The 20,997-nt window shown below is 61.3% G+C and carries 21 protein-coding genes and 1 pseudogene; 7 read left to right on the forward strand and 15 right to left on the reverse strand.

Annotated elements, in window-relative coordinates; all coding sequences use genetic code 11:
- The coding region (locus F759_RS0129085) for a succinate dehydrogenase iron-sulfur subunit (RefSeq protein WP_027802955.1) at positions 1-612 on the forward strand (612 nt) is incomplete at its 5' end.
- 173 nt (positions 613-785) lie between these two features.
- On the opposite strand, the gene ppnP is transcribed toward F759_RS0129085, so the two are convergent.
- From ppnP to F759_RS0129105, 3 genes are all read right to left on the reverse strand, one after another.
- Entirely contained in the window at positions 786-1,106 is a 321-nt protein-coding gene (ppnP, locus tag F759_RS0129090) for a pyrimidine/purine nucleoside phosphorylase (protein ID WP_027802956.1), read from the reverse strand.
- A 159-nt stretch (positions 1,107-1,265) separates the two neighbouring features.
- Positions 1,266-1,970: a hypothetical protein gene (locus F759_RS0129095; RefSeq protein WP_027802957.1), complete on the reverse strand. Its 705-nt coding sequence runs from the start codon at positions 1,968-1,970 to the stop codon at positions 1,266-1,268.
- Positions 1,971-2,389: 419 nt separating this feature from the next.
- On the reverse strand, positions 2,390-3,181 hold the full coding sequence (locus F759_RS0129105) for an AraC family transcriptional regulator (protein WP_027802958.1): 792 nt from the start codon (positions 3,179-3,181) through the stop codon (positions 2,390-2,392).
- Positions 3,182-3,276: 95 nt separating this feature from the next.
- Here F759_RS0129105 and F759_RS0129110 point away from each other — a divergent pair, with 95 nt between their 5' ends.
- The 4 genes and pseudogenes from F759_RS0129110 (at position 3,277) to F759_RS0129125 (ending at position 5,176) form a co-directional block, all read left to right on the forward strand.
- Positions 3,277-3,561 carry a hypothetical protein gene (locus tag F759_RS0129110; RefSeq protein ID WP_027802959.1) on the forward strand — a complete coding sequence of 95 codons (285 nt, stop codon included), beginning with the start codon at positions 3,277-3,279 and terminating at the stop codon, positions 3,559-3,561.
- Positions 3,558-4,518, forward strand: a pseudogene (locus F759_RS38900) (quinone oxidoreductase family protein). Before F759_RS0129110 ends, F759_RS38900 begins: the two are co-directional and overlap by 4 nt.
- A 182-nt stretch (positions 4,519-4,700) precedes the next feature.
- Entirely contained in the window at positions 4,701-4,901 is a 201-nt protein-coding gene (locus F759_RS0129120) for a DUF3460 family protein (RefSeq protein ID WP_027802960.1), read from the forward strand.
- Positions 4,902-5,005: 104 nt separating this feature from the next.
- Complete coding sequence (locus tag F759_RS0129125; protein WP_027802961.1) at positions 5,006-5,176, forward strand: zinc ribbon-containing protein; 171 nt, start codon at positions 5,006-5,008, stop codon at positions 5,174-5,176.
- Between the two features lie 23 nt (positions 5,177-5,199).
- Here F759_RS0129125 and F759_RS0129130 read toward each other — a convergent pair whose 3' ends face one another.
- From F759_RS0129130 to F759_RS0129155, 6 genes are all read right to left on the reverse strand, one after another.
- Positions 5,200-5,946 carry an alpha/beta hydrolase gene (locus F759_RS0129130; protein ID WP_051377494.1) on the reverse strand — a complete coding sequence of 249 codons (747 nt, stop codon included), beginning with the start codon at positions 5,944-5,946 and terminating at the stop codon, positions 5,200-5,202.
- 127 nt (positions 5,947-6,073) lie between these two features.
- On the reverse strand, positions 6,074-6,424 hold the full coding sequence (locus F759_RS0129135; RefSeq protein WP_027802963.1) for a DUF4148 domain-containing protein: 351 nt from the start codon (positions 6,422-6,424) through the stop codon (positions 6,074-6,076).
- 358 nt (positions 6,425-6,782) lie between these two features.
- The gene (locus tag F759_RS0129140) at positions 6,783-7,601 is read right to left on the reverse strand and encodes a class I SAM-dependent methyltransferase (protein ID WP_027802964.1); all 819 of its coding nucleotides are present in this window, start codon (positions 7,599-7,601) and stop codon (positions 6,783-6,785) included.
- Between the two features lie 69 nt (positions 7,602-7,670).
- Positions 7,671-9,008, reverse strand: coding sequence for an oxalate/formate MFS antiporter (gene oxlT, locus F759_RS0129145; RefSeq protein ID WP_027802965.1), 1,338 nt, complete (start codon positions 9,006-9,008; stop codon positions 7,671-7,673).
- Between the two features lie 657 nt (positions 9,009-9,665).
- On the reverse strand, positions 9,666-10,367 hold the full coding sequence (locus F759_RS0129150; RefSeq protein WP_152530735.1) for a carboxymuconolactone decarboxylase family protein: 702 nt from the start codon (positions 10,365-10,367) through the stop codon (positions 9,666-9,668).
- Positions 10,368-10,458: 91 nt separating this feature from the next.
- Positions 10,459-10,857: a (R)-mandelonitrile lyase gene (locus tag F759_RS0129155; RefSeq protein WP_027802967.1), complete on the reverse strand. Its 399-nt coding sequence runs from the start codon at positions 10,855-10,857 to the stop codon at positions 10,459-10,461.
- A gap of 122 nt (positions 10,858-10,979) precedes the next feature.
- Between F759_RS0129155 and F759_RS0129160 the strand changes: the two genes are divergently transcribed.
- A complete protein-coding gene (locus tag F759_RS0129160; protein ID WP_027802968.1) occupies positions 10,980-11,882 on the forward strand; it encodes a LysR family transcriptional regulator in 903 nt (300 codons plus the stop codon).
- A gap of 121 nt (positions 11,883-12,003) precedes the next feature.
- Here F759_RS0129160 and F759_RS0129165 read toward each other — a convergent pair whose 3' ends face one another.
- The 6 genes from F759_RS0129165 to F759_RS0129190 form a co-directional block, all read right to left on the reverse strand.
- Positions 12,004-12,459, reverse strand: coding sequence for an MEKHLA domain-containing protein (locus F759_RS0129165; protein WP_027802969.1), 456 nt, complete (start codon positions 12,457-12,459; stop codon positions 12,004-12,006).
- 741 nt (positions 12,460-13,200) lie between these two features.
- Positions 13,201-15,612, reverse strand: coding sequence for an RNA polymerase sigma factor RpoD (gene rpoD / locus F759_RS0129170; protein WP_084534379.1), 2,412 nt, complete (start codon positions 15,610-15,612; stop codon positions 13,201-13,203).
- A 92-nt stretch (positions 15,613-15,704) separates the two neighbouring features.
- Entirely contained in the window at positions 15,705-17,576 is a 1,872-nt protein-coding gene (dnaG, locus tag F759_RS0129175) for a DNA primase (protein ID WP_027802971.1), read from the reverse strand.
- Positions 17,577-17,651: 75 nt separating this feature from the next.
- Entirely contained in the window at positions 17,652-18,098 is a 447-nt protein-coding gene (locus F759_RS0129180; protein WP_027802972.1) for a GatB/YqeY domain-containing protein, read from the reverse strand.
- 234 nt (positions 18,099-18,332) lie between these two features.
- Positions 18,333-18,545: a 30S ribosomal protein S21 gene (rpsU, locus tag F759_RS0129185; protein ID WP_027802973.1), complete on the reverse strand. Its 213-nt coding sequence runs from the start codon at positions 18,543-18,545 to the stop codon at positions 18,333-18,335.
- Between the two features lie 68 nt (positions 18,546-18,613).
- The gene (locus F759_RS0129190) at positions 18,614-19,831 is read right to left on the reverse strand and encodes a BaiN/RdsA family NAD(P)/FAD-dependent oxidoreductase (protein ID WP_027802974.1); all 1,218 of its coding nucleotides are present in this window, start codon (positions 19,829-19,831) and stop codon (positions 18,614-18,616) included.
- A 112-nt stretch (positions 19,832-19,943) separates the two neighbouring features.
- On the opposite strand from F759_RS0129190, the gene tsaD reads away from it, so the two are divergent.
- Positions 19,944-20,972, forward strand: a complete 1,029-nt coding sequence (gene tsaD / locus F759_RS0129195) for a tRNA (adenosine(37)-N6)-threonylcarbamoyltransferase complex transferase subunit TsaD (RefSeq protein ID WP_027802975.1) — start codon at positions 19,944-19,946, stop codon at positions 20,970-20,972.
- Positions 20,973-20,997 lie beyond the last annotated feature (25 nt).

The raw sequence follows: 20,997 nt of genomic DNA on the forward strand, positions 1-20,997 counted from the left end.
GAGCGCATGCTGCTCGACGCGCTCGTGAAGCTGAAGGCCGTGGACGAGACGCTGTCGTTCCGCCGTTCGTGCCGCGAGGGCGTGTGCGGCTCGGACGCGATGAANATTAACGGCAAGAACGGTCTGGCGTGCCTGACGAACCTGAACGACCTGCCGCAGAAGATCGTGCTGCGTCCGNTGCCGGGGCTGCCGGTGGTGCGCGACCTGATCTGCGACTTCACGCAGTTCTTCAACCAGTATCACTCGATCAAGCCGTACCTGATCAACGACACGCCGCCGCCGGAGAAGGAGCGGTTGCAGTCGCCGGAGGAGCGCGACGAGCTCGACGGGCTGTACGAGTGCATTCTGTGCGCGAGCTGCTCGACGTCGTGCCCGAGCTTCTGGTGGAATCCGGACAAGTTCGTGGGTCCGGCGGGTTTGTTGCAGGCCTACCGGTTCATCGCGGACAGCCGCGATGAGGCGACCGGCGAGCGGCTCGATAACCTGGAAGACCCGTACCGCCTGTTCCGCTGCCACACGATCATGAACTGCGTCGACGTCTGTCCGAAGGGGCTGAACCCGACCAAGGCGATCGGCAAGATCAAGGAATTGATGGTGCGCCGCGCGGTTTAATAGCACGGTTTGATAGCGCTTTCCTGAGCGCTGTCCGATAGAAATCATCGGGACATCATCGCGTTTTGCCTGGGGTCTCGTTCTGAGAGACCAGCGCCGCCCACATCTCGCAACCGCAGTCTGATCGCCCGGAGACTCCCGGGCGGTCAGGCGCAGCACACGCTCAATCGCTCTTACAGATAGCTGCAAACGTAATCGAGCGTTTCGATCACGTCGATGTCGAAGCGGCTCTTGCCGGGCACCGAAAACGACTCGCCCGCGCGGTAGGTCTTCCACTCGTCGCTGCCTTCGAGGCGAATGCGGCATTGGCCGGCTTGCACTTCCATCAGTTCCGGCGCGTCCGTACCGAAGTTCAGTGTGCCAGGCAAGATCACGCCCAGCGTCTTGCGCGTGCCGTCGGCGAACAGAACGGTGTGCGACACGCACTTGCCGTCGAAGTACACGTTGGCGCGTTTGATAACGGAAACCTGATCGAATTGCGTTGCGGCCGTCATGGCGGTGTTCCTATGAATCGTCGTGAAGGGAAGCTTTGGCACCGCGCTGCGGCAGCGTGCCGTACGCGGTCTGCGCCGACCGTCTGCGCGAGCTTGCAGTCGGTCGCAAACCCGCCATCATACAGACGTCGTGCAACGATATCGGCACGGCGCCAAAGATCAATCGGCCCGGCGCCAGCGGCCGGAATCGGGGCACACGACTACCGGCTCGCCGTTCAACAATACTTGCTCCGCATCCGGATGCGAGACGGACAAAGGAGCAACGTCGAACTCGATATCAAGCGCACGTGCAACGTGCGCGTCTTCGATAGCGAGCTCCCACGTCAGGAATATCTGCACGCAATCCTGATCCAGCGTGAAGTCGTCCGCATTGAAACCGCTACGGCCGCGTCGAACCACGCCATGAGGCTGGCCGGTGTCGAATATCACCGCTGTTCCCCGCGTCAACGGAATGCGATGCCCGGTAGAGGCGAAATGCAGGTCGAGACCTTTGTCGTCGCTCAGGAACAGGTTGCAGAACGCCGCGCCTCCGTATTGCATCGCGTCATGGTGATACCTCGCGCCGCGGCAAGCCATTAAGGCTGTGTCGCTGGAGGCGAGCACGTCGGGCAATCCGAGTGAGCGCGTCCAGTCCGACATCGCCTGAACGCAGCGCGGGTAGTCTGGCCAACGCATACGCGTTCGCGCGAAAGGGATTACTTCGACGTCGCCGGACTCGAGAATCATGCGCGACGACGTCTCCTTCTGCCAATCTATAAGCACACGTTGAGGGAGTTCAGGTATATCGACGATGCTTGACAGCACGATGTCGCCCACGCTTCGACTGCGAATGGCATCGCCACTGGAGAAATAGGAGATCAGCATGTCTGGCGCTCGATGCCACTGGGAAGACGACTCATGCGCGCATTGTAACGACAGCATCCGCAGCATGTTCGCTTTCCTACCGCGCGTCGGCTATGCGCTTGTAATGGCACCGCCGTTGGCCTGTGCGTACCTGTCCTGCCCACAGTCGCTGAGTGCGACTTCGCTTGATCCGATGACTCACACGTGGCGATAACCGCGACGAGCCGCGCGAATGCAGCCGACAACGGCATCGCCGTTCGTACGACGCTCGCGCGCACGCTCGGCGCTTCTGGCGACGTGATCAATGCGCGGCCGCGATAGCGATGGCTGTCGCGGGCAAGGCGCCCGTCAACACGATCACGCGTCTGCCTCGGTCGGAAATCAAGGCCGGCTTTCGCGCCGCGCCGGCCGCAACCGCGCGACGCACGGTAGAGCGCTTGCTAGTCACTGCCTGCACCACCCGCCGCTGCATAGCGCCCGGGCGTGATTCCGGTCGCGCGCCTGAACATGTCGATAAAGGCGCTCACGTTCTCGTAGCCGAGTTCGAGCGCGATGGTCGTCACGCTGACCCCCTCGGCGACTAGCTCCAACGCGCGAAACAACCGCGCCTGCGCGCGCCACTGCGCAAAGCTGAGACCCGTCTCGGCGACGAACCGCCGGCTTAGCGTGCGCGGCGAAAGTCCTGCCCATTCGGCCCATTGCTCCAGACGGCGCGAGTCGGAAAGATTGCGCGTCAGCGCGTCGGTGATGCGCACAAGCCGCGCATCTTCAGGGCTTGGCAAACCCAGCAATTCCGCCTTCGACGCCGCCAGTTCGTCCACGATGACTTCGGCAATGCGAGTCTGTTGTGCACCGAGTAGTGCGCCGTTCCAACTCGCCGCACGGCGCACGGCCGCTCGCAGCAGCGGCGTCGTACGGATCGCGCGAGGCTCGGGCGGTAACGCGGCGCACCTGTGCTCCGCAATGAACACGCTCCACCCCGAAAACGGACCGTGCGACCGGATCGAATGCTCGCAATGCGGTGGAATCCAGATTGCATGAATCGCGGGCACGACCCATTGTTGCCGGTTCACGCCGACCGAAGCGAGCCCGCTCAACGCGCCCATCAATTGCCCGCGCGCGTGACTATGCGACGAAACCGAGCGGGACTCGCGTTGCGTGAGTTCTGCTGCGGCGAGAAAGGGCTCGTCGGGCGATGTCACGAGCTCTGGACGAATCAACGGAGTGGTCATGGCTGGAAATCGGTATCGATTGGCCTTTATACCTGAGACACACCGACGCTGCATCCCTAGACTGAACTCACTACTATTTCGAGGAGTTCAATGCGATGCGAGCCGAACAGTTTCTTCCAGACCATGTCGATTCCGTCGACGTTCATGGCGTGACGATACGTAAGGGCACTGTCGCGGCGTTTCTTGCCAATGCGCGTGTCTGGAGCGCCCCCCGCGCGAGCGAGACAGCGCGTACGCAAGCCGCCGCAGACATTGTCGAAGCGATGCCGTCGTTGCGCGCATCGGGGTTGTTCGATGTACTGATCATTCGCGATCCGCTATTGCGCGCCTGGATCGACGCACTGCCGCTCACCGCTTCTCCCGGCGAGGCCCAACGATGAAAGCAGCAGTCGTCACACAAGCCGGCCCCACGCCCGTCTATTCGGACTTCGATGAGCCGGCGCCGGCGGAGGGCCACGTACTGATCGACGTCGAGGCTTCCGCGCTCAGTCATGTCACGCGTGGCAGGGCATCCGGCACGCACTATTCGTCGTCGGCCAGTTTTCCGTTCGTTGCAGGTATCGACGGTGTCGGACGCCGGGAAGACGGCACGCGCGTCTATTTCTTCGGACCCAGGGAGCCGTCAGGCGGCCTCGCACAGCGAACTCTGGTCGCGCAGCAACAGTGCATCGCAATCCCCGAGGCACTCGATGCCGTCGCCGCCGCGGCTTTGGCGATTCCCGGCATGTCGTCATGGGCGGCACTCAACGAGCGCGCCAGGTTCGTTGCGGGTGAGACAGTGCTGGTCAACGGCGCGACCGGTGCATCGGGACGCCTTGCCGTGCAGATCGCGAAGCATCTTGGAGCCGCCAAAGTGATCGCGACCGGGCGGCATCCGCAGACGCTCAGCGGACTCGAAGCCGCGGGCGCGGACTGCGTGATTTCCCTCGACCAGGAAGAGCCGGCGCTGCATCGCGCACTGCAACCGCATTTTTCGTGACGGCGTCGACGTGGTGCTCGACTACTTGTGGGGCGCGAGCGCGCTAAGGTTGCTGACAGCCGCAGCGCAATCGCTCCCCGGCGCTTATCCGATGCGTTTCGTGCAAATCGGCTCGATTGGCGGCACGACACTTGCGCCACCAGGCGCGGCGCTGCGCGCCTCGGCGATCACGTTGCTTGGCAGCGGTATCGGCAGCGTTCCGTTCGAGCGGCTTTTCCAAGCTGCCCGCGAAGTGCTGTATGCGGCCGTTCCGGCGCGCCTCGAGATCGCGACGCAGGCGGTCCCTTTAGCCGAACTGGCGACGCATTGGCAAGACAACGGGAGTCGCTTGCGCACCGTGTTCACGATGCAAGACTAACCCGCAGGCGCGGAGCGCACAGAATCAGGAACGATTCGCGATCGCAATTTTCAATTTAATGGCGACGCGCGCACGCGGTACGCGGTTTGCTCCGTGCCCAATTAATTGGCGCCGAGCAGCGGCGTGCCGTGGTTTTGCGCAACGCCATACATCCATCGCGCGCTTCAGTTCTGGAGGAAAACATGAAACCGCCTTACGTGTCACCGTTTGAACAGTTCCTTAACCAGGTGAAAGAGCGCAATCCGAAAGTCGACGAAGCGCAGCAAAAGGGGCGAGCATTACTCTGGGACAAAATGCCAACGGGAGAACTTGATGGCGCACCGGATGGAAAAGGACTGAACGTGCGCCAGCCACCGTACGTTTATTACAACCACATCGATTAAACGCCAGGCGCTGCGCGGCCGTTGCAGGAATTATGGACGTCGATGTACTTGCTTCAACGTCGCCACGACGCAACGCCGGCATCAATCTCTTGAGGGAGGAAGCAATGACTGCTCATGCGGGAGAAAAGGCGGAAAAAACCGGCGACTTCCGGTGCGCCAAATGTCATCACTCGGTACATGTGCAAAAGGGCCATTCGATTCCGAAGTGCCCCAATTGCGGAAGCGAAAGCTATTCGACGCGCGTCCGCGAGCCGGGCAACAAGTCCAGCAGTTAGCGTCGCGTGCCAGCGTTGCCGCTTTACTGCTGCGCATGCCTGGCTGCGTCCTCGATCACCGCGGCCACTTCTTTCGGACGCGATTCGTAGACCGAGTGGCTTGCGCCCGCCAGCACCGTGGTATGGCTATGCGCGCGCTGGTAGTAGAAGCGCTCCAGGTCGGGATTGATGATCTTGTCGTCGGCGGCCACGATGCCCCAGCTCGGCTTCGTTGTCCATGCGGCGACTGTGATTGGCGCGGAGAAGACCTTGGCCGCCGTGAGAATCTGCGAGCGTGACTCGAATTCGGCTTGCTTGAGCGGCAGGTCGGCCGCGAAATCCTTCGCGAAATCCGCGGGATTCAGATACGTGTAACCGTCGTCCGTTTTCCTGATGGCGCCCGCCTGTTTCGACGTGTAGCTCGGCATCATCTTGCCCAGATCACTTTCGTCTTCGCCGACTGCCGGCGCATGAGCCGCGACGTAGACCAGCCCCGCTACCTTGGGATCGACTCCGGCTTCGGTTATCACCGAGCCGCCATAGCTGTGCGCGACCAGAATGGCGGGGCCATCCTGCATGTCGATCACCCGCCTGGCTGCGGCTACATCGTCGTCGAGCGAGGTCAGCGGCTCCTGCACCATCGTGACGTGATAGCCGTCTTTGGTCAGGATGTCATAGACCGGCCTCCATCCAGAGCCGTCGACCCATGCGCCGTGGACAAGCACAATGTTATGGATCGGCGCTTTGGCCGCTTGTGCATCCTGCGCCATTGCATTGGCGGACGCAAACATGCATGAGGATAACGAAAGAACCGTTGCGGCTAAAGGCAATATCTTCACGGCGAAACTCCATTGATAACGATTAGATAATGGGGCGCAGCGCATGAAGGCAAAGCTCGCGGCGTCCGGCTCGCATCACTCAACTACCCGCGTACAGGTTGCAGAAGCTAACGGGGCCAACGCAAACCGATTGCATCGCCATATGCGATGCAGCACCCGACGCGGAGCTGCCGCTCTGTGCGACGCCCCCGACGGCCTGCGTGGTCAGTTCGCGATCGCCTTGTGCAGCGACTTTTTCTTCCGCAGCCTGGATATCAGCCGGGTAGTTATCATCGTCACCGCTGGTGGGCCGGTACCCGGCGTGCTCGACACGCACGAGATCGGCACGAACTTGGGCACGTGTGAGCGGAGCGCTCGATTGAGCAAAGCTAAGAATCGGGGCGCCAAGGGTGCAAACGGCGAGAGCGATACTCACGAACATCTTTGACATGATTGATACTCCTTTAATAAGTAAATTGGCTGCGCGACAGAAGCCGCAGACAAGGTCGAACAAACCCGGCAGAGCGAATCCCCGCCGGATAGCATTCAATATCGGATTCCTAACTATATGGCGACCCGGTATTACGGACTGGGTTGGATCCTCGGAACTTCTCTCTAATTCGGTCCTGGGTCAACGCTGTTTAATCTTGCTACATAGGGGCAAACACGAGGCGGCGGCGTTTATTCCAGAGTTTTTCGCAACTCGACAGATTGCGGTGTCTCGCGCCCGGCAAAGTCTTACCGGGCGGGCCGCATGGAAGATAGCCAGGCGAGCGCCGTGCAACAACGCGCTTCAGCGCTTCAGCGCTTCAGCGCTGCACGCTAATCACATGCGCCTGAATTTTCCCGTCGACCGGTCCTGTGCCGAATCGTCTTGCAATCGCCGTCTCAGCCGCTAACGTGGCGTCGCTGGAACTCGCGCCGGAACGGGCATCGATTTCGTTGCGCAAGGGCGTTCCCTGGCAATAAGCGACGGCCGGCACGCGAGCCGATACAGCCCGGCTTCGTGCCGCAATCGTCTCAAGGCGCGGTGCCTCAGTGAAGCCCGCGCCCGCCACGTCGTGTGAAATCGCTTGCGGGTCGCAATAACCGTGCGGTGTACGCACGAGGAAAACTGGCGGATCTGTCGGGAAGAGATCAGCAAGCGCCGCGGTGACCGTGTCGGCGAATTCGTTTTCGTCGATACGATCCCAGACGTTGAACAACAGCACGCCTTCGCGTCGAAGTACACGCCGAGCCTCGGAAAACGCGCGCGTTTTGTCCGGAAAGAACATGGCCCCGAACTGGCAGACGACCACGTCGAAACTTGCATCGTCGAACGGCAGCCGGGTCGCGTCGGCCTGTTGCCACTTCACCGGCCTCGCCGTACCGATTGCAGCGGCTCGATCGAGCATCGGCTGATTTAGATCGGTCGCGACCAGGTCAACGTGCGCGGGCAATGCATGCGCCATCGCGCGAGTCAGTACGCCAGTGCCGGCCGCAGTCTCAAGTACGCGTGACGGATGGTGCATAGCCACCCTTTTCGCAAGATCGGCAGCGTAGGGCTCAAAGATGAGCGGAACGAGGTGACTGTCGTAAAGCTCAGGAATCGAACCGGAGAAACGGGTGTCGATACGGAAGTTGTCCACGGCGCCTCCTCATTCGCGGGCGCGCAGTCGCCAACGTCCGGCGATGCGGCCCGCTCTATCACGACTTCATCAACCGCCGTCCGCCGACACGCGCGCCGAATCGCTTATCAATACGCCGCTGTAAGCGCTCTCGGCCTGCGGGCTCGCGTGACGCGCCGCATGCGCGCGGCGCATTGGCTTGAGCACGAACAGCGCAAGCAGCGCCGCTGCGCCCGCCATGCCGGACGCGAGCATGAACACCGCATGCCAGTTGCCGGTAGCTGCCGTGATCACGCTGGTGAACGGCACCAGCAGCGCAGCGGTGCCTTTTGCAGTGTAGAGCAGGCCCGCGTTGGTTGCCGCAAATTTCGGCCCGTAGGTATCGCCGCAGGTGGCAGGAAACAAGCTGTAGATTTCGCCCCATGCGAAGAACACGATGCCGGTTAGGACGACGAACGCCACAGGGCTTTGCCCGTACTTCGACAGCGCGAGAATGCCGACCGCTTCAATCGCAAAGGCGATGAACATTGTGTTTTCCCGGCCAATACGATCCGATACCCAGCCGAAGAACGGCCGCGTCAAACCGTTCAATACACGGTCGATCGTCAATGCGAAAGTCAGCGCCGGCAATGTAAGGCCGAGCAACGAAACGGGCGACTCGTGCAGGCCGAAGTCCTTGGCGATCGGACCGAGTTGCGCGGTGGCCATCAGACCGCCCGCGGCCATCATGACGAACATGAGGTACATCACCCAGAACACTGGCGAGCTCACCACTTCGCGCGGCGTCGCGTTGTAGACCACTCGCTTGAGCGTGCTCTTTGCGGCGGCGAGCACGCTGGCCGGCGGCGCAAGCAGGGCGAGCCCGAGCACCACCACGATGATGCCCTGACCGAGCCCGAACGACAGGAAAGTCGCTTCGTACCCGCTGCTCCTGATCATGTTCGAGATCGGAATGACGGTAGCCGCGGATCCCGCGCCGAAGCCCGCCGCCGTGATCCCCGCTGCGAGACCGCGACGGTTGGGGAACCACTTGAGCGCATTACCCACGCAGGTGCCGTAGACCGCGCCCGCACCCACGCCGCCAATCGCCGCCGCAATGTAGAGCAAGGGCAGCGACGACGCCATCGAGTTCAGCACCCACGCAATCGCGCATAGCAAGCCACCACCGACTACAACCGGTCGCGGCCCGTATTTGTCGACCAGATAACCCTCAACCGGCACGAGCCATGTTTCGGTCACGACGAAGATGGTGAACGCCACCTGGATCGCCGCACGGCCCCACTGGTATTTTTCGTTGATTGGATTGACGAACAAGGTCCAGCCGTACTGCATGTTCGCAATCATCGCCATACAGATCACACCGAACACGAGTTGCACCCACGGTGACGCTACCCACGACGACGCTCCTTCCTGATGATCCGTTTTCATCACTGTCTCCTTTGGCATGCATTGCCTTGTGATCGCGGGGCAAAAAGGCTCCCGCCGCCGACCGTTCAGTGTCTTGAATACGGTGGTCGAGCTCATACAGTATGTGATATATCAAGTAAGTCAAGCGAAAGAAAATACGGACTCGGACGGATGCTTTCCTGATATGAAAGGAAAACGTAGGAATCCCGGCAACTCATTCATGCAAGTCAAAAAAAGCCCGCCGGCAAGGCCGGCGGGCCGAGGTCATGCAGCGAGACAAGGCTGTTCGCCGCATGTCCTGCCGTTATAGATGCAAGTTATATGTAATGTTAGTTTTTTGTTTGTAGGGATTCCGATAGTGCCCAAGAGCGGTAAAATCCCCGCTTTGTCGCCTCGCATCCGCCCGGCGAACCTTCTGTTCGAGATGGCCTAATCCCTGCGCCGCTTTCACTAGTTCCGCGATGCGTCGAAGCTCGTAGAGTTGCGCAGTGGCGAAATGGCGATGAGCAACGCGATGTGTCCTGGCAACTGCGGGCCCCGCAGGGAGCATTATTTCGGATGCCGTAACGACCAAAATATCATGCGTTCTTCACTCCCCCGGCGGCGCGCGGACGGATTGCCCTACTGCAAGCGGTGCTGCGCCTGCTCCGATTTCAACGGATATTCGTGCGTCCTCGCTCAAGCCCCGCGCTTCGAGAATACGTCCTTGAACACTGGCATCGCCGAGAACACGTTTGGCCAACCCGCGTAGAAAGCCAGTTGCGTTAGCACCTCTGACGCCTGATCCTTGGTGAGCCCGTTGTCCATAGCCCGGTTCAGGTGATAGGGAATCTGCGCGACCTGGCCATTCGCGACGAGGGCGCTCACCGTGACGAGGCTCCGGTCGCGCGGCGCAAGACCAGGACGCAGCCAAAGGTCACGAAATATCATATCGGTCGTGTATTGAACGACGCCCGGCGCGACCATGCCAAAGTTCTCATCGACTGTTTTGGCGCGCTGCTTTTCCGCCGCTTCGTCGAGCGGCAGCGGAGTCACATCAGCCGGAGGAATCTGGTCCGCACCGATGCCGCGCTCATCGAAGATGCGCTTCGCGACACCAAACGCAGATGTCGCATTCGCCCATCCGGAATAGAAGGCCAGGTGCGACACGATCTCCGAAACCTCGGCGGGTTTGACGCCGTTATCGAGTGCCAGCCTGAAGTGGAACGGCATCTCCACGGTCTGGCCGCGAGCGATCAACACCGCAATGGTCACGATGCTGCGGTCTCGCGGCGAAAGTTGCGGCCGCTTCCAGAGACCGTCGAGCACGGTGTCTGCCGTATAGCGCTCGAAGGCCGGGGATACCGATCTCAGGTCGGCGGGAAATAGCGATTCCTGCATGGTTTCAGTCCTTTTGATGTGCGCGCAGCCGGAGAAGAACATCGCTGCGCCCGCCGCTGCAGCCACCACGGGCATGCGGCGCATTCTCGAGTCACGCGCCGCGATATTGTTCATCGGTGACGTGTTCGAGCCAATTAACGTTGACACCGTCGAGCGCCTCCTGAATCGCGACGTGGGTCATCGCGGTGGTGGATGTAGCGCCGTGCCAATGCTTATGTCCGGGCGGGCACCAGATGACATCGCCCGCGCGGATCTCGACGCGCGGCTCTGTTTCGCATTGCGTCCAGCCGCAGCCGGCGGTTACGAGCAACGTCTGTCCGAGCGGATGGGTATGCCACGCGGTGCGCGCCCCAGGTTCGAAGGTCACGCTCGCACACGAGACGCGCGCGGGCGGCGGCGGAGCGTTCAGCGGATCGATCCGCACAATGCCGGTGAACCAGTCTTCCGGGCCTTTCATCGAGGGCTGCGAACCCGCGCGCTTCAGTTCCATCGTGTTTCTTCCTCAACAGGATTTTCAACGGCGTTACGCCACAAGACGTTAATCTAACGCCTCGTCATTCATGCGACTAGATCGCAGAATCGGCATGGTCCTATGCTGTGGAGCATTAATCGATGGAAGATCTCAACGATCTGGTGGCCTTCATGGCCGTCGCGCGCGAGCGGAATTTCACGCGGGCAGCTGCACAGCTGGGCGTTTCGCAATCGGCGTTGAGCCGCACCGTGCGAGCGCTCGAAGAGCGAATGGGCATGCCGTTGCTGATGCGCACCACGCGCAGTGTTGCGCCGACTGATGCCGGGGAAAGGCTGCTGTCGTCCATCGGACCGCGATTCGAGGAAATCGAGGCGGAACTGGAAACGCTGCGCGCAATGACGAACCGGCCTGCTGGAACCGTGCGGATCACCACTACGGATTACGCGGCGAATACCTACGTCTGGCCGCGGGTGCAGGCACTCCTGCGTCAGTATCCGGAACTGAAGATTGAACTGATCAACGATTATGGACTGTCGGACATCGTCGCTGATCGCTATGACATCGGCGTGCGGCTCGGCGACCAGGTGGCGAGGGACATGATCGCAGTGCGCATCGCACCGGACATGACGATGGCGGTCGTCGGCTCGCCCGGCTATCTTCGGTCACGGCCCATGGCCAAAAAACCGCAGGACCTGACACTGCACAACTGCATCAACCTGCGGCTGCCGACGAGGAACTCGCTGCTTGCATGGGAATTGAGCAGGGGACGGCGCGAATTGCAGGTTCATGTCGAGGGGCAACTGACTTTCAACAACGTCTACCAGATGGTCGCTGCGGCGCTGGGCGGCTTCGGTCTCGCGTACGTACCCAAAGACCTCGTCGAACAGCATGTCAAAGCCGGCCGCCTCAGTTTCGTCCTGGAAGACTGGTTTCCCACCTTCGTCGGGCATCACGTCTATTACCCGAATCGCCGTAAATCGTCGCGGGCGGTCGAGCTTGTCGTGGACGCCCTGAAGTCGGGCTATCGTCGTCGGACTCAGTGACGGGCCCGGAGAAACGACTCTCGCACCTGGCGAGAGAGTGCGCATCGAGGCGCAAAAGCCGCGGCGGCGTCACGGCAGTTGCAATGTCAGCTTCAACTGAGGGCCGTCACACGCGGCCTCTTCAGCATCGTGCGACCTGCGGGATCATCGCAGCCTGGCCGCGCAGCACGCCTGAGTCATCGAACAATTGCCACACCGTCGCGTGCTCGATCCAGAAGCGCTGTCCAGACTTCGTAATGCGTACGCCGCGATATCCGGTGACGAAACCGTTGCGTGTGACCTGATCGAGAAATGTCTGGCGTTCTCCGCGTTCCGGAGCTTCGGCCGACAGGCGCGAGCGCAAAGCGGTGATCTCGTCCCAGTCGTACCCGAAGATCGCCTGGGCTCGCGAGTTGCCGTAGATGAACACGGGGTCTTCCTGCGTATCGTGCGCGAGGACGCCAAACGGCGCTGCTGTGTAGAGCCATGCAGCGCCCTCGGCGTCGCTCATACCGGCAGGCATCAGCGATTCGCCGAGCAAACGGCGATAGCTATTCGCGAGGAGGTAGAAAAATTCGACATCCGTTTTTAACGACATCGTAGTGTGTGTAGCTCCAGCTGGGGTGTCCCAAGCCCTATAGGGTAGCGACATCGTCGCGGCGTATCAATCGCCGGAGTTCCGCAATGCGATTCCTGGCAACCGCTTCTATGACGGCTTTCGCATGCCTGACTACTTCAATCGATAAACGGCGTCGTAAAAGAGCGAACGTTTGACGCAAAGAAAAAGCCACCCATGAAGGGTGGCTTTTCAAATGTTTGGTGGGCCTCCCGTGAGTCGAACACGGCACCAACGGATTATGCTAACCAGCTACGGCTTTCACCGCCCCTTTCGGGTTTGTGGTCTGGACTGTCTCTTGTCTTTACGACCTGCCCGTTCAGTCTCTACACGTTCTCTCAAAGAGAGCTTCGCTCGGGATTGCCACGCTGCGAGGGCAGCAGAGGTTTCCCCGAATTTGAGCAGTTCTACCAGGGGGCAGAGCTAACTTACCCCAAGGCAACCCATTCACGACTCACCATGCCGTGCTGCGTGGTTTAGGTGAGTCTTTGCTAAGTCCGCTGCTCTAACCAAGCATGAGCTAGAGGCCCTGAGAACTCGAGATTTTACCGTATCTGAAGACTATCAACGTACAGGATGTTGCGCGGCCCGGTTCGTTGAATGGCCGCCATACTACACGAAAAAGGGGTCTCCGCAACCGCTTCGCTTTCGCGAAGCAACTGGGAGACCCCTTTGAATTGCTACTTCGTTTGCCAGCTACAACGCGTCAACTGCCCGCGTGGATCAGTTCCCCTCAAGGAAAGACTTGAGCTTGTCCGAACGGCTCGGATGACGCAGCTTGCGCAGCGCCTTCGCCTCGATCTGACGAATCCGTTCACGCGTCACGTCGAACTGCTTGCCGACTTCTTCAAGCGTGTGATCGGTGCTCATCTCTATACCGAAACGCATGCGCAGCACCTTCGCTTCGCGCGGCGTCAACGAGTCGAGCACGTCTTTCACCACGTCGCGCATGCTGGCGTGCAACGCGGCGTCTGCGGGCGCCACGGTGTTCGTGTCTTCGATAAAGTCGCCCAGATGCGAATCGTCGTCGTCGCCGATCGGCGTTTCCATCGAGATCGGCTCTTTCGCGATCTTCATGATCTTGCGGATCTTGTCTTCCGGCATTTCCATCTTCTCGGCCAGCGTTGCCGGATCCGGCTCCAAGCCGGTTTCCTGCAGAATCTGACGCGAGATGCGGTTCATCTTGTTGATCGTCTCGATCATGTGAACCGGAATCCGGATGGTACGCGCCTGGTCCGCAATCGAACGCGTGATGGCCTGACGGATCCACCAGGTTGCATATGTGGAGAACTTGTAGCCACGACGATATTCGAACTTGTCCACCGCCTTCATCAGGCCGATGTTGCCTTCCTGAATCAGGTCGAGGAATTGCAGACCGCGGTTGGTGTACTTCTTCGCAATCGAGATCACGAGACGCAGATTCGCCTCGGTCATTTCGCGCTTCGCCTGGCGCGCCTTCAACTCGCCGGCCGCCATCTGACGGTTGGTTTCCTTCAGGTCCTTCAGCGGCAGCACCACACGCGCCTGCAAGTCCAGCAGACGTTGTTGTTGCTCGCGAATGGCCGGAATGTTCCGCGTGAGGATCGCGCTATACGAATGACCTTCGCTGACGATCTTGTCGGCCCACTCCAGGTCCGTTTCGCTGCCCGGAAAACGCGCGATGAACTCGGCACGCGGCATGCCGCACTTGTCGACCACCGTATGCAGAATCTGACGCTCGACCTGACGCACTTCGTCGACCTGCGCACGCAACGTGTCGCACAGGCGCTCGACGGTACGCGCGGTGAAGCGAATCGTCATCAACTCGTTCTGGATCGTTTCCTGCGCCTTGAGGTACGACTTCGACTTGTAGCCTTCCTTCTCGAACGCGCGACGCATCTTGTCGAACCATTCGCTGATCAAGGCGAACTTTTCGAGCGACGCCCGCTTGAGGGCTTCCATTTGCGCTGCGTTGGCCGTGGCCTGCGCGGTGCCGTCGTCTTCTTCCTCGTCCGCTTCTTCCTCTTCCTCTGCTTCCTCTTCCTCGCTCTCGATCGCTTCGGCCTCTTGCACCGAGAAGCCGTCCGCGTCTTCTGCGTCGGCGTCGATCAGCCCGTCGACCAGTTCGTCGATACGGATTTCCTCGTTCGCGACGCGCTCGGCCATAGCCAGAATGTCGGCGATCGTGGTCGGGCATGCGGAAATGGCCATCACCATATGCTTCAGGCCGTCTTCGATCCGCTTGGCGATCTCGATTTCGCCTTCGCGCGTGAGCAGTTCGACCGTGCCCATTTCACGCATATACATGCGCACAGGGTCGGTCGTGCGGCCGAATTCCGAGTCGACAGTGGAAAGCGCGACTTCAGCTTCCTCTTCCACTTCGTCGTCGGACGATGCGGCGGGCGCGTTGTCGTTCAGCAGCAGGGTTTCAGCGTCCGGCGCCTGCTCGTACACAGCCACGCCCATGTCGTTGAACGTGCTGATGATGCCTTCGATCGCCTCGGTCTCGGTGAAGTTATCCGGCAGGTGATCGTTGATTTCAGCGTACGTGAGGAAGCCCCGCTCCTTGCCGAGCTTGATGAGCGCGCGCAGCTTCGAGCGGCGCTCTTCGAGTTCCTCGACCGTGCCGGGCGCCGACGACGAAAACGCGTCTTTCAGCAGCGCCTTTTCTTTGGCACGACGGTCGCGAGCCTTGGCCTTTTCCACTTTGCCGGAAGCGGCCACAGGGGTTTCTTCGCTCTGGGTTGCGTCGTCATCGACGGGTACTTCATTCAGCTTTTTCGTCATGGAGTTCGCCGTACCGGCTGTAGTCTCGACTCGCGGCTGGTGGACAACAGCCGGTTGAACCGTGGATACTGGAGTCTCGCGCACTGCCGCATCGTCCTGCGCGACAGCCGCTTCCCTTGCGCTTCTGACACCCGGCCGTCTCTCAGCCGGAGGTGGTACGGCTTTCGCCGCCTTCCCCACCGCCTTTGCCACCCCCGCCGGCTCCGCTCGCGCGGCCGAAGTGGTCGAGGATTTCTTCCCGGCAGCCGGTGTAACGCTGACGGCAGACGCTCTTCTGGCGGAAGAATTTAACGTGGCCGAAGTGACCTTGGGGGTCTGCTCCCTGGAGCGTGGGCCGGGTGTGTTCTTTCCGCCTGTAGTCTTTGCCATCGCATCGCCTTTTCGCCTTTGCTAGGAAAACCCTTTGAAAAACAAACCGCTGGAAACCTTTTATTATACCACTCGGGTTTCTGCGCTTCCGCCTACAAGCCGAGCTGGCGCTTCATGTCAGCCCGCTTCCGATTGAGCTCCGCGAGCTCCGCGAACTCCTCCGGCGTGTGCCGGGACTGCCGCGAAAGCTGCTCGAGACGATCACAATAAGCGTCGTATCGCATCTTCAGAATCGCTGCTTTCAGTTCCTCGCCCACGATTCTTTCCTGCTCGCGCCGCTCCTCGATGACGGTCGCATCTTCCGGGTCCTTGAGCAACAAATCCCGGACATTTTCATCATAGTCCAGAATTTTGCGAAAGATTTCCTCGAAAGTTGGGGCGTTTGCGCCATTTCGCAATAGGTCGGAGAGCAATTGAAACTCCGCCGAATCGCCGAGTGCGCGCGCATGCGTCGTCACTTCTTCGAACAGTTCGCCGTGCCGCGTGACGGTCAGAAGCGCCTGTTCGGCTTCTTCGTCGAGCACCGCGACCGTGCGCGGATACATCACAAGGTTGCGCAGCGTCTTCTCCTCGATGCCGGTCACGCTGCGCCGGTCCTTCCGAGCCGGCGCGGAGCGGGCCGCCGCCGCAATGCGCGAGTCGACTTCGCAGAGGCCGGCCACTTCGTCAAACGGCACATCCAGCCGGTCGGCGAACATATGCATGATCTGCGCGCGCAGCGCATTGGCCGGCAGCGCCTGCAAGAGCGGCTTCGCGTCGAATAGCGCGCGCGCCTTGCCCTCCGGCTGGTCAAGTTCCTTGCCGGCGAGCACCTCGTTCAGCATGAACTGCGAGAGCGGCATCGCGCGCTCGACCTGTTCGGCGAACGCGTCGGTGCCGAATTCGCGTACGTAGCTGTCCGGATCGTGCTCTGCGGGCAGAAACAGGAAGCGGATGGTCCGGTTGTCCGCCGCATGCGGCAAGCAGGCGTCCAGTGCACGGCGTGCGGCGCGCCGGCCTGCCGAATCGCCGTCGAAACTGAAGATGACCGTATCGGTCTGGCGCATCAGTTTCTGCACATGAATCGGCGTGCAGGCCGTGCCCAGCGTGGCGACCGCGTTCTGGAACCCCAATTGAGCCAGCGCGACCACATCCATATAACCTTCGACGACCAGCACGTAGTGCTGTTCCCGAATCGCGAGACGCGCCTCGAACAGCCCGTACAACTCGCTGCCTTTGTTAAATAGAGGCGTTTCCGGCGAATTCAAATACTTCGGCTCGCCGCCGTCCAGCACGCGCCCGCCGAAGCCGATCACCTGTCCCTTCACGTTGCGTATCGGGAACATGATCCGCTCGCGAAACCGGTCGTAGCGGCGATTCTGGCCTTGCCCGTCCGATTTTTCGCTGACGATCACGAGGCCCGATTCGACCAATGCGTCGTCGCGATAGTTCGGAAAGGCCGCCTCCAGATTCTGCCAGCCGTCCGGCGCGTAGCCGAGCCCGAAGCGGGCCGCGATCTCGCCCGTCAAGCCGCGTTTCTTCAGATACTGGATCGCCACCGGCGCGCCGCGCAGTTGCTTGCGGTAGTAGTCGCAAGCCGTCTGCATGACGTCGGAAAGCGCTGTGGTCACTGCTTTCGATGCAGCCGGCGCATAACCGCCGGAACCGCCCCCTCCTCCATAGCCAGGCGACGGCTCGTTCGGCACGGTCAAGCCAACCGATTGCGCCAGCTCGTTGACCGCCTCGGGGAACGAGGCGCCGACGTGCTCCATCAGGAAACCGATTGCTGTGCCGTGGGCGCCGCAGCCGAAGCAGTGATAAAACTGTTTGGTCGGGCTGACCGTAAACGAAGGACTCTTCTCGTTATGGAACGGACAAAGCCCCATGAAGTTCGCGCCGCCCTTCTTCAACTGCACGTACCGCCCCACCACGTCGACGATATCGACGCGGTTGAGCAGATCCTGCAGGAATGACGGAGGGATCACGGTAAATGACGTTACCTGAAGAGCTCGAGGCCGCGCGCGCCGCCGACGGCCGGCGCGCGGACCACAACGCGCGATTTATTTTGCGAGCGCGGCTTTGACTTGCGCCGAAACGGCGGTCATGTCCGCACGGCCGGCGAGCTTCGGCTTCAGCACGCCCATCACTTTGCCCATATCCTGCGGCCCGGCGGCGCCGGTTTGCGCTACGGCGGCCTGCACCTCCGCGACGATTTCCGCCTCGGACATCTGCTCGGGCATATACGCCGACAGAATCGCCAACTCGGCCTTTTCCTTGTCGGCGAGGTCGGTGCGGCCCGCGCCCTCGAACTGGCTGATCGAGTCTTTGCGCTGCTTGATCATTTTGTCGATGACAGCAGTGATAGCGGTGTCGTCGAGCGTCACGCGCTCGTCGACTTCCCGTTGCTTGATCGCGGCGAGCAGCAGGCGGATCGTGCCGAGACGCTCGGTCTCACGTGCCCGCATGGCGGCTTTCATGTCGTCGTTGATCCGGTCCTTGAGGCTCATCACTCACCTGAATGCGTTGAAAATTGAAAACCGGCCCGGGTCAAGTGCGTCGACATCCATCAACACGAATACCCGCTTGGGACTGCTTCCTCAAGCGGGTTGGCGCAATGTGCGTGGTGGATGCGACCCTGCCGGCTGGTCCGAAAAGACCGTGTTTTCCGTGGCGGCACCCGTTGTGCCGTCACCGGTTGGATGTCGCCGCTCCATTTGATCGGAACAGCGGCAACGCCAGAATCAGTAGAACTTCTTTGGCAGCATCTGGCTACGCAGACGCTTGAAATGACGCTTCACCGCAGCCGCCTTCTTGCGCTTGCGCTCAGCCGTAGGCTTTTCGTAAAACTCGCGCGCACGAAGATCTGTCAGCAAGCCGCTTTTCTCCATAGTGCGCTTGAAACGGCGCATGGCGACTTCAAACGGCTCGTTGTCTTTTACGCGGATGGTCGTCATTTTTCAATAACGGAACTTTGTAAAGGTTCAGGAGTATAGCAGAGCTTTCTCACAAAGCCACTGCGCCGTCAAGCCCTCCGGACATGGTCCGCGGCCGCCTGGCCGGCTGCCACGCCGGACGCCCAGGCCCACTGAAAATTGTAGCCGCCGAGCCAACCGGTGACATCTACCGCCTCGCCGATGAAGTACAAGCCCGGGGCGCGCGCGCTCATCATGGTTGTCGACGACAGCTCGCGCGTATCGATGCCGCCGCGCGTCACTTCTGCCTTGCGGTAACCTTCGGTGCCGTTGGGCGTGAGCGTCCAGCGCGACAACGCTTCGCCGACCCGGCGAAGAACCTTGTCCGGCAAATCGGCCACGCGCGCCTCGGCGGGAATCTGATGCGTTTCCAGCCACACGTGCGCAAGGCGCTGCGGCACCCATTCCGACAACAGATTCGCAATCTGACGCCGGGTTCCGGTCTTCGCTTCGAGCAGTGCCGCCGCGGCGTCCCGGTTCGGCAGCAGATCGATGTGGACCGGCTCGCCCGGCTGCCAATAGCTCGAAATCTGCAACACGCCGGGGCCGGAAAGGCCGCGGTGCGTGAGTAGCAGATCTTCGTCGAATTCGGCGCCGGACTGCTTGCTGCCGGTCGCGATCCGCACTTCCAGCGACACGCCCGATAGCGCAGAAAACGGCTCCCAATCGGCGGCGGCAAACGTCAGCGGCACCAGCGCCGGACGCGTGTCGATCAGCTTGTGGCCGAATTGCTTCGCGAGACGATAGGCGAAATCGGTAGCGCCGATCTTCGGGATCGACAAACCGCCGGTCGCCACGATAAGCGCCCGCGCCGCAATTGGGCCGGCATGCGTATCGAGCATGAAACGCCCTTCCGCGTCCTGCCTCACCTGTTCGACCGAAAGCGGCGTGCGCCAAACGACCCCTCCCGCGTCGCACTCGCTCTTCAGCACATTGATGACGGCGTCGCTCGACTCGTTGCAGAACAGCTGCCCTTTGTGCTTCTCATGCCACGTCACGTGATGCCGCTTGAGCAGCGCCATGAAGTCGCGCGGCGTGTAGCGCGCGAGCGCCGAGCGGCAAAAATGCGGATTCGCCGACAGATAATTGGCCGGTCCCGCATACAGGTTGGTGAAGTTGCAGCGGCCGCCGCCGGAGATGCGGATTTTTTCCGCGAGGCGCTGCGAGTGATCGATCAGCACCACGCGCCGGCCCAATTGCCCGGCCACGGCCGCGCACATCATGCCGGCCGCGCCCGCGCCGATCACTGCGATATCGAAGGATTCCATGCGGCCGCATTGTACCTGCGCGTCGGCGGCGCCTTGCTCCGCACTGCTATACTTTCACGTTCATCTTTTTGCGTTTCGGGCGCGCTCAAGCGCCCGTCTCAGCCCACCAGACATGCTCGTTCTCGGCATCGAAAGCTCCTGCGACGAAACCGGCCTCGCGCTCTACGACACCGAGCGCGGCCTGCTCGCGCACGCGCTGCATTCGCAGATTGCGATGCATCGGGAGTATGGCGGCGTGGTGCCCGAGCTGGCTTCGCGCGACCATATCCGGCGCGCGCTGCCGTTACTCGAAGAGGTGATGGAGCGCGCGGGCGCCGCTCGCGGCGATATCGACGCAATCGCTTATACGCAAGGGCCTGGGCTCGCGGGCGCGCTGCTGGTCGGCGCGAGCGTCGCAAATTCGCTGGCGATGGCGTGGGACAAGCCGACCATCGGCATTCACCATCTCGAAGGGCACTTGCTGTCGCCACTGCTCGTGGACGAGCCGCCGCCGTTCCCGTTTGTCGCGTTGCTGGTGTCAGGCGGCCATACACAGTTGATGCGCGTAACGGACGTGGGCGTCTACGAAACGCTGGGCGAAACGCTCGACGACGCGGCCGGCGAAGCCTTCGACAAGACCGCAAAGCTACTCGGCCTCGGCTATCCAGGGGGCCCGGAAGTCTCGCGCATGGCCGAATTCGGCACGCCCGGCGCGGTCGCGTTGCCGCGCCCCATGCTGCATTCCGGCGACCTCGACTTCAGCTTCAGCGGCCTGAAGACGGCCGTGCTCACGCACGCAAAAAAGCTCGGCGGCGCAAATATTTGCGAGCAGGCGAAAGCGGATCTGGCGCGCGGTTTCGTCGATGCTGCCGTCGAAGTGCTCGCAACCAAGTCGCTCGCCGCACTCAAGCGCACGAAGCTCAACCGGCTCGTCGTGGCCGGTGGCGTGGGCGCGAACCGGCAGTTGCGCGAGGCGCTTTCGGCGGCGGCGCAAAAGCGCAACTTCTATGTGCACTACCCCGATCTGTCGCTGTGCACGGACAACGGCGCGATGATCGCGCTCGCTGGCGCGTTGCGACTGCAACGCTGGCCGGATCAGTCGGGCAAAAACTACGCGTTCACGGTTAAGCCGCGCTGGGATCTGACGTCGCTCGCGCGCTGAACTTCCGTCTCTCGGTACGCCGAAA

It is taken from the genome of Paraburkholderia dilworthii, from assembly GCF_000472525.1.
Classification (GTDB): Bacteria; Pseudomonadota; Gammaproteobacteria; order Burkholderiales; family Burkholderiaceae; genus Paraburkholderia; species Paraburkholderia dilworthii.